At 64.8% G+C, this 11,621-nt stretch carries 16 protein-coding genes and 1 pseudogene; 7 read left to right on the top strand and 10 right to left on the bottom strand.

The features are described 5' to 3' along the window. Positions 1–671 (bottom strand): annotated as a pseudogene (locus tag ACXJL8_RS20235) (methyl-accepting chemotaxis protein); the annotation flags it as partial. 255 nt (positions 672–926) lie between these two features. Here ACXJL8_RS20235 and ACXJL8_RS20240 point away from each other — a divergent pair. Next, a complete protein-coding gene (locus ACXJL8_RS20240) occupies positions 927–1,118 on the top strand; it encodes a hypothetical protein (protein WP_456624099.1) in 192 nt (63 codons plus the stop codon). A gap of 3 nt (positions 1,119–1,121) precedes the next feature. On the opposite strand, the gene ACXJL8_RS20245 is transcribed toward ACXJL8_RS20240, so the two are convergent. Next, complete coding sequence (locus ACXJL8_RS20245) at positions 1,122–1,286, bottom strand: hypothetical protein (protein ID WP_456624100.1); 165 nt, start codon at positions 1,284–1,286, stop codon at positions 1,122–1,124. Between the two features lie 104 nt (positions 1,287–1,390). Here ACXJL8_RS20245 and ACXJL8_RS20250 point away from each other — a divergent pair, with 104 nt between their 5' ends. After that, positions 1,391–1,777, top strand: a complete 387-nt coding sequence (locus ACXJL8_RS20250) for a hypothetical protein (protein ID WP_456624101.1) — start codon at positions 1,391–1,393, stop codon at positions 1,775–1,777. 304 nt (positions 1,778–2,081) lie between these two features. Continuing rightward, entirely contained in the window at positions 2,082–2,336 is a 255-nt protein-coding gene (locus ACXJL8_RS20255; protein ID WP_456624102.1) for a hypothetical protein, read from the top strand. Positions 2,337–2,364: 28 nt separating this feature from the next. Here ACXJL8_RS20255 and ACXJL8_RS20260 read toward each other — a convergent pair whose 3' ends face one another. The 4 genes from ACXJL8_RS20260 to ACXJL8_RS20275 form a co-directional block, all read right to left on the bottom strand. After that, positions 2,365–2,604, bottom strand: coding sequence for a hypothetical protein (locus ACXJL8_RS20260; protein ID WP_456624103.1), 240 nt, complete (start codon positions 2,602–2,604; stop codon positions 2,365–2,367). Positions 2,605–2,868: 264 nt separating this feature from the next. Further along, on the bottom strand, positions 2,869–3,576 hold the full coding sequence (locus ACXJL8_RS20265) for an outer membrane protein (RefSeq protein WP_456685458.1): 708 nt from the start codon (positions 3,574–3,576) through the stop codon (positions 2,869–2,871). A 283-nt stretch (positions 3,577–3,859) separates the two neighbouring features. Further along, a complete protein-coding gene (locus ACXJL8_RS20270) occupies positions 3,860–4,294 on the bottom strand; it encodes a hypothetical protein (protein ID WP_456624105.1) in 435 nt (144 codons plus the stop codon). 199 nt (positions 4,295–4,493) lie between these two features. Then, entirely contained in the window at positions 4,494–4,865 is a 372-nt protein-coding gene (locus tag ACXJL8_RS20275) for a His-rich protein BRANT (protein ID WP_456624106.1), read from the bottom strand. A gap of 250 nt (positions 4,866–5,115) precedes the next feature. Between ACXJL8_RS20275 and ACXJL8_RS20280 the strand changes: the two genes are divergently transcribed. Both ACXJL8_RS20280 and ACXJL8_RS20285 read left to right on the top strand, forming a co-directional pair. Beyond that, positions 5,116–5,655, top strand: a complete 540-nt coding sequence (locus tag ACXJL8_RS20280) for a tetratricopeptide repeat protein (RefSeq protein ID WP_456685459.1) — start codon at positions 5,116–5,118, stop codon at positions 5,653–5,655. Between the two features lie 104 nt (positions 5,656–5,759). Further along, complete coding sequence (locus ACXJL8_RS20285) at positions 5,760–7,145, top strand: serine hydrolase domain-containing protein (protein ID WP_456624108.1); 1,386 nt, start codon at positions 5,760–5,762, stop codon at positions 7,143–7,145. Here ACXJL8_RS20285 and ACXJL8_RS20290 read toward each other — a convergent pair. Further along, positions 7,135–8,706, bottom strand: coding sequence for a S10 family peptidase (locus tag ACXJL8_RS20290; RefSeq protein ID WP_456624109.1), 1,572 nt, complete (start codon positions 8,704–8,706; stop codon positions 7,135–7,137). The genes ACXJL8_RS20285 and ACXJL8_RS20290 overlap by 11 nt on opposite strands. A gap of 250 nt (positions 8,707–8,956) precedes the next feature. Between ACXJL8_RS20290 and ACXJL8_RS20295 the strand changes: the two genes are divergently transcribed. Continuing rightward, positions 8,957–9,736 carry an NAD kinase gene (locus tag ACXJL8_RS20295; RefSeq protein ID WP_456624110.1) on the top strand — a complete coding sequence of 260 codons (780 nt, stop codon included), beginning with the start codon at positions 8,957–8,959 and terminating at the stop codon, positions 9,734–9,736. 13 nt (positions 9,737–9,749) lie between these two features. Here the strand turns inward: ACXJL8_RS20295 and ACXJL8_RS20300 are convergent, their stop codons facing one another. From ACXJL8_RS20300 to ACXJL8_RS20310, 3 genes are read right to left on the bottom strand one after another with little or no spacing between them, the layout of a single operon-like run. Continuing rightward, entirely contained in the window at positions 9,750–10,334 is a 585-nt protein-coding gene (locus ACXJL8_RS20300; RefSeq protein ID WP_456624111.1) for a hypothetical protein, read from the bottom strand. A gap of 34 nt (positions 10,335–10,368) precedes the next feature. Continuing rightward, complete coding sequence (locus ACXJL8_RS20305; protein ID WP_456624112.1) at positions 10,369–10,623, bottom strand: helix-turn-helix domain-containing protein; 255 nt, start codon at positions 10,621–10,623, stop codon at positions 10,369–10,371. 2 nt (positions 10,624–10,625) lie between these two features. Next, positions 10,626–11,189 carry a DUF2975 domain-containing protein gene (locus tag ACXJL8_RS20310; protein WP_456624113.1) on the bottom strand — a complete coding sequence of 188 codons (564 nt, stop codon included), beginning with the start codon at positions 11,187–11,189 and terminating at the stop codon, positions 10,626–10,628. A 172-nt stretch (positions 11,190–11,361) separates the two neighbouring features. On the opposite strand from ACXJL8_RS20310, the gene ACXJL8_RS20315 reads away from it, so the two are divergent. Then, positions 11,362–11,621, top strand: a 260-nt coding sequence (locus ACXJL8_RS20315; protein ID WP_456685460.1) for a response regulator transcription factor, incomplete at its 3' end; no start/stop codon positions are given.

Below are 11,621 nucleotides of genomic sequence, written 5' to 3' on the forward strand. Positions count from 1 at the left end.
AGCCGGGCGATCGGCCGGGACATCGCATTGAGGCCGATGAAGAACGCGATCGCGATGCCGACGATCAGGCCACCGGCGCTGACGCCGATCACGGTCCAGGTCGCGGATCTGGCGTCGCGATTGATGGCTTCCTTGCGCTTGGACACCGCCTGGGCCGTCTCGGTCACGAATTGGGCGATGCGCGCCAGGGCAGCATCGATCAGCGGGTCGCACTCCTTGTGCGCGCGTTCGGCTGCCTTGGCATTCTCTTCGACGCTGCTTGCCTGTGTGCCGTCGGTGAGCACCGGGTCGCAGCCGACGAAAACAGCCCTCAACTGATCACCGATGCTCCTGATCTCCTTGGCCCGCGTCGGGTCGTCCTGCTCGGCTGCTTCCAGAAACTTGGCGATGCCGTCGCGATTTTCCTTCGCGACCTTGAAGCGCCTGGTGTTGCCGGCCTCTGTCGCCTCGGTGAAGACGGCGTAGAGTGCCGCATGATAGGTCTCGGCGCGCCGCTGGGCGCGCGTGAGGTTGAGAGCCGCCGATTGGGCGGCGGAGAGCTCGGCAAAGCCGTCGACGGTCGCGGAGAGTTCGCGCGTACTGAAGCCGGCGACGGCGACCATCGCACATCCCATCACGGCCACGATCAGCGCGACCTTCCACACGATCTTCAAATTGTTCAAGAAGCTCATTCCAGCCGTCCAATGATTTTCCGGTCCCCAGCGACCGAAGCAGTCCCAGCGATGCCATTGGAACCAGCGGTCGTTAAAAATTGATGCCAAGTGACGCGCATGGTCCCATGCAAAAATAACCGTCCGGAGCCCGCCCGTAAGCCTCGCGCAAGCTTCGGCCGATCATGGCGACGCTGATCCGGGACGGCCGGCTCGGAACCAATCGGCGGCGTTGCCCGTTCTCGGCCCATGCGGATCAGAGAAGACAACCGAAACATGTTTCTGCTGGCGGTGGTGACGCTGTGCTGCGCCGTGGTGGCCGGCACGCTGGCGCTGCTCGAGCCGGTCCGGGGTCAGGGCCCGGAGACGCGGGTTGCCGAGAGCAGGCCGGTCGATGCCGCAGCCGAGGTACCGGTCCGAGTGGTCGGAGCGCCCTTCGTGCCCAACATCAATCCGCGCGCGCGATAGCGGTCACGTCGGCGAGGCCTTCTGGCCCTCCTCGGGCTGGCCATGAGCACGCACCAATTCCTCGACGAACGCGATCACCTCCGCCCGCTTGTCCGGCGGCAGCGACAGAAAGGCGCGCACGAGCCTCAAGCCCAGCACCTCGTCCGAATGTTCTTTGTCGGAATCCATCCGTCGAGTTTCGGGCGTTCGGGAAAAATATGCAATCCCCAGCAGAACTCCTTCTTGATTCGGCGAACCAGCTTTGCTGGAATAGCTCTATCTAGGGGTGGACCATGAAGTGGATCAGGGAACGCGACGAACTGATCGCGCAGACACTGGCCTTCGTCCAATCGGTAACCGGCAGGAAGGACCACTTTCCCCCGGCGGCTGCGCCGGGCGTATCCTTGGAGACCGTCGCCGTCGAGGCTGCTGCGGTCCAGGTCGAGCCGCGGCGCGCCGCCCCGCAGCCTCAGCCCGCCCAGGTCGTCCAAGTCGCCCAAGTCGCGCCGCCGCGGACCGGCGGCGATTTCCGCACCGAGATGCAGGCCCGCATCGCCAATTTCCGCAAGCACCAGGAGCGGTTCGAGCGCGAACGGGAGGAATATTGCGCGGCAACCCTGACCAAGCTCCGCGCCGCCATCGGCGACGTCCCGCCCCGTCCACCGCCGGCGGACAAATAGAGCCGGTCTCTCAGAGCCCCTATAGCCACGACCACACCAGCCAGAGATTGGCCGCGCAGGCGCCGAAAAGCGCCAGCGTCAGCGGCAAAAGCATGTGCCCGCAGGAGGTTTTCAGGTCGCTCGTCATGGCCGAAAACATCCGCTGATTCCGGCAAAAGAGTCCCAGGGATTCTTTTTTTTGGGATTCAGGACTCGTTTACGACTCACGGCCGGCCAGGTCCTGATCACGCCCCCGTGATCGACCGTCGGGCGGGGAAACCCTCACCCCCTGAAGACGTTAAGGGGCTTTATGGGAGCGGCAAGGATGCCCTACGCGCTGTTCTGCAACGACGCTCAGATCAGCAAAGCCTATCCGGATGAGGCCGACGTTTGGAAGCTTGCGCGGCGGAGCGGCCTCGTCGTCGACGTCGGTACCGACGATCGGCGGCCCGGACCGCGCCGGGTGCTCGACAACGACTACGAGATCAAGCCCTGCCGGGCCGCCCAAGGCGAGGACCCCGCCAAGAACAAGGCGGAGGCCGAGCTGCTGTCCAGGATGGAGCCGCAGTTCGATTCCTGAGATCTGGCGAAGGAAGGCCGGGGGCTAGTCAGGGCGTGGCGGTCGCCAGCGACGCCTGCTCACCGGCCAGGGCCACACAGGCCTTCCGGCGGTGCAGCCCGCGGATCGCGCCGGTGACCTTCAGCACCTTGCCGGACGGACAGGCGCTGTCCCGGACGAAGGCGACCTCATAGGGTGCCAGCATCAAGGGCTCGGATTTGAGGATTGTCTGTGCAGAGCACGGCAGCGCAACGACGCACAAGACCACCACCGACGCCAAGATACGCATGTTCGTTGTCCCACCAGCCCGTAATTCTCATGATAACGCGTTCCGGAGCGCGAGTTCCGTAAGCGGCAAAAATTATTTTTGCTTTACCTCAGCCCCATGACGCGCGTGAGAAGGCGCGCGCCGGAATGTTTGCTTGCAAATGACGCGCCAGATGGTTCACGCGAGGCAAACAAGGGGCCGGCGAGCAGGAGGCTGGCAAACGAAAGGCCGGCGAGGCCGGCCTTTGTCAGATCGTGGCGTCAGGTCATGGCGCCTGCCGGCGGCTCAGTAGCGCGAGGCCGACGGACCGCCCCAGCCGAACCGGTAATTCACACCGACCTTGACGGTATGCTCGTCCTCCCGGCCGCKGACGCCGACGACGTCTGCGGGGCCGGAGGTGAGCGTGGTGCTGCCGAAATTATAGTACTGGTACTCGGCCTTGGCCGACCAGTTCGGCGCAAACATGTATTCGAGGCCGGCACCGACAGTGTAGCCGTCCTTGCTGTTGCCGGAGGTGGTGAAGGCCTGCGGCACGCCGGCGACGTTGACGCCGAGATTGTTGTTGCGCCAGGCGTAGCCGCCCTTGGCGTAGACCAGCGCCGGTCCCCAGGTGTAGCCAATGCGGCCGGTCGCCGACCCGATCTGGTCGGTGTTGGACGTCACCTGCGTGCCGAGCGGGAACAGGACACCGTTGTTGTTGGTCGGCAGCCAGGAATACTGGGCTTCGACACCCACCACCCAATTGGGCGCGAACTGGTAGTCGAAGCCGCCCTGCACGCCGCCCAGGAAGCGGGCGTCGCTCGACTGGAAGCTGCTGTCGCCGGCGAACGCACCGCCGACATGGCCACCGATGTAGAAGCCGGTCCAGTTATAGATCACCTGCGGCGGCGTATAGGCCGGCGCCTTGGTATAGGGGCGCTGCTGTATGTCGGCCGCTGCGGCAGGCGCTGCCAACGCGAGCAGAGCTACCGCGCCGAGCCAATACGTTTTCATCGATCATCCCCGTTATCTAAACTACCCTTAGCAAACAACGTGGCGTGAATTTGGTTGCCTCGCGGCGATGCCGGAACGTTGATCGTTCGTGACTGTGACGGGGCGGCAACGACGTGTTTTGTTCCGTCACGTTGTCTTGCGCGGACAGATTTTGCCGTCCGCGCACGACTTGCCGTAACGATTTGTCGCAAGGCAAATCCGCTCCGTTCAAAGCTCGCCAAAATGTGATCCAGCGGCTCCGGCAGGACTGTTCTAGCACCAGGCGATGAAGGTGGGCTTTGCGCTACCGCGTCATCTTTTCCAGTTCCGGAAAGGGTCCGTAAACCGCCCCGGCGCAGAGCTCGTTGGCGCGGTCGACGACCCGATCCGCCCGGCCGTTGACGAAGACGACTGCCCGCTCGCGCATCCCCTTGTAGCTGCCGTCGGTCTCGCGTGGCGTGAAGCGCAGGCAGCTGACATAGAACTGCCGTCCGCCGAGTTCGCGCAGCACCGGCTCGGCCATGCTGGCCTCGCGCACGCCGACCGGATTGTTCAGATAGCTGCGCATCAGGGCCAGCGTGTCGCCGCGGAAATTGTCGGGGAACGGCTGCGGACCACCGGCCTGGGTGCCACCCATCAATGTTGAACGGTCGCCATCGCTGCCGAAACATGCCGCGAGCGCCAGCGGCAATGCCAGGATCAGTGCCAAGCTCACCGCACGTTTCGCCAATCGCCCCACAGCTCACGTTCTCCGCTCGATCAGAATCGGAGATGTTCTAGCCCCAAGGTTGCACGAAGGGAATTCGCTTGCGGCACGGCGCACCGGCCCGCCGCCGACACCTCGTGCTTTCGCACAAGGCATGGCGAACGGGCCGGGCCYGAATTCCGCACGCGGCGGCGGGGGGCAATGCTGGGGATCCGCCGCGCGGGATCAGTCGTTAGCTACGCTTGTCGGTGGTCGCCGGCTTGACGACGTCCGGCTGCGCCTTCAGCGACTTCTTGGCCGACACCTGCTTGTGGTGATGGCGATGCGTACGCACGGTCTTGTGCGCGTCGGGCGTGACGGCGGCATTGGCGTTCATCGCCTTCGCCTTGGAGTCCGCCTTGACGTCCGACTTGACGTCGGCGGCCTTGGTGTCGGCCTTGACGCCGGTGTCCGGCTTCGCGGCGGTGGTCGACGCCTTGGTCTGGCTCTGGTCAGCCTTGATCACCGGTGCGGTCGTCGTGGTGGTCTTGCCGGCCTCGGCGGCGAATGCCGGGGCTGCGATCACGGAAGCTGCAAGCAAGGCTGCGGAAATGGTCTTCAACATGGTGTGTCTCCTCTTTGAAGGATCTTGAGGCGGCGCCCTGTCGCCTACCCGTCGATCGTAGGTGGGAGCCTAGGTGCTGCGCGCTGAACCCAGTCTGAAGCCCGTTGCAGGCTTCCGTTCATCTCGATGACAAGTTTGTAATCTGCGGCAGAACGAATAAGCGGGGCTTTTGGGAATGTTTCTGCCCGTTGGGTGTTCCGGTCTTCGGGCAATCGTGTAGGATCGCCACGTTCCATACGGGAGAAGATAGATGCGCAGACTTTCCATGCTTCTGGTACCGGGACTTGTCTCGATGGCGTTGGCCGCCGGACCGGTGCTGACCAGCGCCTACGCCGCGGGCAGCGACGAGCCCTCGCCGCCGAAGTCGGACACCTCGACCAAGAAATCCAAGAAGAAGAGCTCTTCCGTCAGTGATCCCAAATTCCTCGCGGCCTATCGCACCGCCTACACCACGATCTACGACAACCACGACTACACCGGCGCGATCGACCAGCTGAAGTCGCTCAAGCGCGACGACGTGGCCGACGTCGCCAATTTGATCGGCTACTCCTACCGCAAGCTCGGCGACTACCAGTCGTCGAAGGTCTATTACGAGCTGGCGCTGAAGGACGATCCGAACCACGTCCGCACCTGGCAGTATTACGGCCTTTGGCAGCTCGAGCAGGGCAACCGCGAACRGGCGCAGTATCATCTGAACAAGATCGCCTCGCTCGCCGGCACCGACAGCTCCGAGTATCGCTCGCTGGCCGCCGCGCTCGACAAGCCGACCGGTGCGACGCTGGTCTACTGAGACTTCGCATCTTCGAATGAAGCGACGGGCACAACCTTGGGGTTGTGCCCGTTCCGCTTTCTCGGCTAGCCTCGCACCAATCTCCCCTCGCATATTGGTGCGCAATGGACACGTGGCTGCGATCCGCGATCGACTACATTGGCTCCTGGGTCGAATTCCAGCAGACGACAATCCAGCAGCCGGGCGTCATCGTCGCATTCGCTCATCGCGGCGAGATCGTCGCCGAGCATGCATTCGGTCTCGCCAATCTCGACACCGGCGAGAAGCTCACTCCGCGCCACCGCTTTCGCATCGCCTCGCACTCGAAGAGCTTCACCTCAGCGGGCATTCTAAAGCTGCGCGAGCAGCGCAAGATCCGGCTCGACGATCCGATCGGCCAGTATGTCGGCGGCCTGCATCCGCGCGTCGCAGAGACGACGATCGCGCAAGTGCTCTCGCACAGCGCAGGCCTGACGCGCGACGGCGCCGATTCCGGCCAGTTCATCGACAGCCGCCCCTATCTCAATGCGAAGGAGTTGCTGGCGGAATTGAAGCTTCCCACCGTGATAGACCCCGGCACGCGCTTCAAATATTCCAATCATGGCTTTGGCCTGATCGGCCTCGTGATCGAAGCGGTGACGAAGGAGCCCTACTCCGCCTGGATCAAGCGCGAGATCATCGAGCCCGCGGGCCTGCGCGAGACCGAGCCGGACGCGCCGCTTCCCAAGGGCGCGCCGTTCGCGCGCGGCCACACCCGAAAAGTGCCGCTGGGCGAGCGTTGCGTGATCCCCGGCGACAATCCCACGCACGCGATGGCGTCCGCCACGGGCTTCGCCGCCACCGCCGGCGATACGGCCCGCTTCTTCGCGCAGCTTGCGCCAAACGCCAGGAAGAGCGTGCTGTCGGTCGCAAGCCGCCGCGAGATGACGCGGCATCACTGGCGCATCCCGCAAAGTTTCGAGGCCTATTACGGCCTCGGCATCGGCGCCGGCAAGACCGACGGCTGGGACTGGTTCGGCCATGGCGGCCATTTTCAAGGTTACATCTCCCGGACCTGCTCCATCCCCGCTTGCGAGCTCGCGATCAGCATCCTCAGCAACTCCATCGACGGCGCGGCGCCGTTCTGGATGGACGGTGCGATGCAGATCCTGCGCGTCTTCAAGACCCGCGGCGCACCCGACCGGCGCGTGCGCGACTGGACCGGCCGCTGGTGGACGATCTGGGGCGCGACGGACCTCGTGCCGATCGGCAACCGCGTGCTCGTCGCCAATCCGCAGTTCAACAACCCGTTCATGGACGCCTCCGAGATCGAGGTCACCGGCCGCGACTCCGGCAAGCTCGCCTGGGCTGCCGGCCACTCAAGTTACGGTGAGCCCGTGCGCCGCGTGCGCGATGCGCGCGGCAAGGTCAGCGACGTCTGGATCGCCGGCGCCAATATCAAGCCGGAAAAAGTCGTGGCCCGCGAGATCGCGCAGAGATACCCACCGCGAAAACGCCGGCCTACTCCCTGATCAGCGCCTCGACCTCACTGCGAAACGCCTGCCGCGAGCCATCGCGCGAATAGAACATGTGGCCGCCGGGATAGACCACGAACTTCACCCGGGAGGTGGCGAAGGCCGGCAGCTGGTCGAGCACCCGCTTCGTTCCGAAATAGGGCGTGGCGAGATCGAACAGGCCGTGCGCGACCAGCACGTTCAGCTTCGCATCGGTGGCGAGGATCTGGCGCAGCTCCGACACCGACTGCGGCGGGTTGATGCCGCCTCCAAAATCCCAATTGCGCTCGACGGCGCCGTTCAGGACTTCATAGGAGCCGTCCGGCCGCCAGTTGAGCTTGCGTGTCAGGACATCGACCGCGGCACTCGTCAGCGGCGCCTGGAGCGTATCGCCTGAAGGGTCGCCGAAACGGGAATTGCCGGAATCCGGATAGGGATCGAGGCCGCGCACGGACGCGTCGTAGCGTCCGGTCACCTTGCCGTTCTTGCGGTCGAACTCGCGGCGGAATTCACCGACGTCGAAGCGGCCGGCGAGCCTGCGGCTCACCGCCTGGTCGATGCCGGTGAGTTCGGCGACCTTGTCGGCGAGACGGTTGGTGGCCTCCTTGTCGGCTTCGCCCTTGACGAGATCAGCCAGGAATTCGCCGCGCGCGTAAGCCTCGACGTCGGCGAGATCGGCGCGCGTGACCGGTCCCTTGACCTGTCCTTTGGCTTCGCGCGCCACCGCGACATAGCTCGGCAGCGTCGCGACATATTGTAGGAGGCTCGAGCCGGTGAACTCGCGGAAGTCCAGCAGCGGCGACACCAGGATCAATCCCCTGACGCCGACGCCATGCTGCAGCTGCAACTGGCGCACGACCTTCGGTCCGCGAATGCCGCCATAGCTCTCGCCCGCGACGTATTTCGGCGAGACCAGCCGGTCATGCCTCTCTAGCCAGCGGCGGATCACCAGTGCGATCGAATTGACGTCGCCATCGACCGAATAGAACCGCTTTCGCGCGTCCTCGCCGCTGGCGACGAAGCGGCTGTAGCCGGTGCCGACGGGATCGATGAAGACGAGATCGGTGAAGTCGAGCCAGGTCTCCGCGTTCGGCTTCACCTCGGGTGAGGCCGACGGCGACAGCCCCTCGCCATCGAGCGGCAGCCGCCATGGTCCGGCATTGCCGAACTGGAGCCACGCCGAGGATGCGCCGGGGCCGCCGTTGAACAGGAACGTGACCGGGCGGGTGGTGCGGTCGGCGCCGTCGAGCTCGTAGGAGGTGACGGCGATATCGGCCAGCGGATCGCCCTTCTCGTCGAACACGCGGATCGAGCCTGCGGTCGCGGCGAAGGCGAGCGTCCGGCCAGGCAGATCGAGCGTCTGCCTGGTGGTCGAATCCGCCGGGAGACGGTGTGGCTCGGCGGCAGACGGCGACGGGTTCTGCGCACCACCGCCGCGCCCGCCCTTCTGCCCGGTTGGTGCCGTCGTCTCGGAACGCGGCTGCGGCGGATCGTCCGCACGCGCAAAGCCTCCAAGCGCGAAAGTCGACACCGCCAGCACCAGGGCCGTGCAACGGAGCGCCGGCAAGCTCGTGATCATGATCGTTCTCCCTTCCCGGCTGTGAGATCCGGAGAGCCCGAAATGTTAGCGCGGAATTGCGACGGTTTGGGGGATCATTGGCCAGGTGCCCCCTGAAGAGGCCGATCGGGCGCGAAACGCCCCCCGGTTTCGTCCGGAATCCGGCAGTCGCCCGTTTGCCTTGAAGGACGGTCATCCTCGACAATCGAGGCCCAGGCCTATAGACGAGCCCGGCGGAACTTTCTCGAGCCAGCAGGCCCTGCCGGAAGCCATGACCAAGCCCTCGCGATACGACCGGATCGCCTTCGTCGCCAGCCCGAGCGGCGAGGCGCAGGCCGCCCTCGGCCAGCTCACCAAGCATTACGGCAATTGCGATCCGAACGAGGCCGACGTCGTTGTCGCACTCGGCGGCGACGGGCTGATGCTCCAGACGCTGCACCAGCACATGCGCACGGGAAAGCCGATCTACGGCATGCATCGCGGTACGGTCGGCTTTCTCATGAACGAGTACGCCACGCACCATTTGCGCGAACGCCTCGAAGCGGCCCATGAATCCGAGATCCACCCGCTGCTGATGCGCGCGACCGACGTCAACGACCGCGTCCACCTGCATCATGCCATCAACGAGGTCGCCCTGTTCCGGCAGACCTACCAGGCCGCGCGCCTGCGGATCCTGATCGACGAGCGCGAGCGGATGCCCGAGCTGATCGCCGACGGCATCATGGTGGCGACGCCGGCAGGTTCGACTGCCTACAATCTGTCCGCGCAGGGGCCGATCCTGCCGATCAACGCCGCGCTGCTGGCGCTGACCCCGATCAGCGCCTTCCGCCCGCGCCGCTGGCGCGGCGCGCTGCTGCCCAACACCGCCTATGTCGTGATCGAGGTGCTGGAGGGCGACAAGCGCCCCGTCGCGGCGGTGGCCGACCACGACGAGGTGCGCGACGTCCGCCGTGTCGAGGTGCTGTCCGACAAGACCATCTCGATGCGCATGCTGTTCGATCCCGGCCACAGCCTGGAAGAGCGGATTTTGCGCGAGCAGTTCGGCTCCTGAGCTCCGACGCGGATCACTGGCCGCAAGGCTGAACCGATTCCAGGCCTCCCGCCATGGCGGGATCCCCGAGCAGATCGAAATCCCTGACGACGGGAACGAAGCTCTTCGTCTCCGACGTCATCAGATAGATCGTCACGCGCAGCGATGCCTGCGCCGCCGCGTTCGTGCGGCAAAATTCCTTGGCTCCGACGCCGAGCCCCATCGAGCCGCGCTTGCCTTTCTGCCCCTGCTCGACCATCGACGCACGCAGCGCCTCGAAGCGCGCAGCATCGCCCGGCGACAAGCGATAGGCGTAGGTTGAGGAGCCCTGCGGTGGCGCAGGCAGGCCGACGCGATCTCGCGGGTCGCTCATCCCCATCATGGCGAAGCTCGTGTTGGTCTCGGCCTCGCCGGCCACTTTGGTGACGACGTCGAGCTTGACGCCGCCCGAACGTGGCCGCAGCGCGTCAGGCAATTGCACGGCGACGCGCAGCATCGACAGATCCGTCGTCCTGGCATCGATGCGGGCAAGCGGCGGGATCGATGTCAGCGGCACCGAGCTGCAACCGGCAAGCATGAGCGCAGCCGCGCTCGCAAGAACACGCGCCAGGCGGTTCATCGCAGGCATCTCCAATCTAGACTTGAAGGATTCGCTAGGCCGATTTCCGGCCGGCCCCACGCGGCTCTAGCGCGTCGTCCGCTCTGTCGGGGACATATTCCAGGATATCGCCGGGCTGGCAGTCGAGTACGGCGCAGATCCGCTCGAGCGTGTCGAAGCGGATGCCGCGCACCTTGCCCGACTTCAGCAGGGAGACGTTCGCTTCTGTGAGTTCGATGCGCGCGGCAAGCTCACGCGACCTGATCTTGCGCCTGGCGAGCATGACGTCGAGGTTGACGATGATCGGCATGGTCAGATGATCTCGCTGTTCTCGTGCCACGCGCGAACGGCATCGGCCATCACGGTTGCGAAGGCGACGAGCGCGAGGCCGCTCAGCACCGACAGCACATGCGGCTGCTCGACGCCGAACATGACCACGAGCTGGCCGGGCTCGTTGGCGCGCGTCAGATTGATCGTGGTGAGCATCTGCACCAGCGGCGATATCAGCGCGTTGACGATCAGTGCGAGGCCCATCCGGCGGATGCGCCAGGCGTTGTCGGACACGAAGACCTCACCGCGCGCGAAACGGGAGAACAACATCGAGAGCTGCAACAAGGCGTAGAGAACGGGGCCAAGTCCGATCAGGCTGATCAGGGCGCCGGCGAGGCGCGTGCCGAAATTGAGCGTGAAGGGCCGCGCCCCCAGCGGGGACTGTGTCGCGATCCAGTGTCTAAGCACCTCGTCGCTCGACCAGAGCAGCGGCACCGCAAGCACAGCGCCGACGACGCACAGGAGCGCGCCGACGGCCACGATCCGTCCGATACGCCGCAACCGCGGCTCGACCGGCGCAGGAAAAGGAAACGCGATCACGCTCATCGGACTAGCTCCCATTCAATTGTATGTTTTTATCGTTTTACAATAAAAAATGGCAGAATTACGATATTATCATCTCCCCTCCCCACGTACCCCGCGAAATGCCAGCAGCAACCCTTCATTAACCCCCGCCGCGATATGGTTAACGAAAGTTGACCGCTCTGGCCCAGGCGTCATGTTCCGCATCGATTTCAACAAGCTGCGCTTCCTCGTCTGCGACGACAATCCGCACATGCGCCGCATCCTGCGGACGCTGCTGCATTCGTTCGGCGCGCGCGAGGTCTACGAGGCCGAGGACGGCGCCACCGCGCTGGAAATGTACAGCCATTACGTACCCGATATCGTCATCACCGACTGGGCGATGCCGATCTTCGACGGTCTCGAGCTGGCGCAGATGATCCGGCAGCCGGAATCCAAGGGCAATCCCTATGCGCC

It is taken from the genome of Bradyrhizobium sp. P5_C11_2 (assembly GCF_054049755.1).